Annotated in this window: 1 protein-coding gene; it reads left to right on the forward strand. The window is 39.2% G+C overall.

The genetic code is table 11. The features are described 5' to 3' along the window. Positions 1-260, forward strand: a 260-nt coding sequence (locus JT719_RS24870) for a class I SAM-dependent methyltransferase (protein ID WP_207436463.1), incomplete at both ends; no start/stop codon positions are given.

The raw sequence follows: 260 nt of genomic DNA on the forward strand, positions 1-260 counted from the left end.
GTACAGAATTGGACCGACGGTGCTTTTAAATTCGAGTGGGACGTTCTCGAGACAAAGGCACTTGCGGCAGAGGCTGCCAAAAATTTTACAAAGCAAAATCTTAATTTTTACGGAGACTTTAAAGAAATTGTTAATAAAAATTATGATATTGTTCTGGCCAGTGGATCAATTCAGTGTCTGGACAAGCCAGAAGAGTTCTTCTCTTCCATATCCAGCCTCAATTACCGGTTTATGATAATAAACCGTTTCCCTCATCTTGT

Source organism: Sabulibacter ruber (genome assembly GCF_017355955.1).
Lineage (GTDB): Bacteria > Bacteroidota > Bacteroidia > Cytophagales > Hymenobacteraceae > Nibribacter > Nibribacter ruber_A.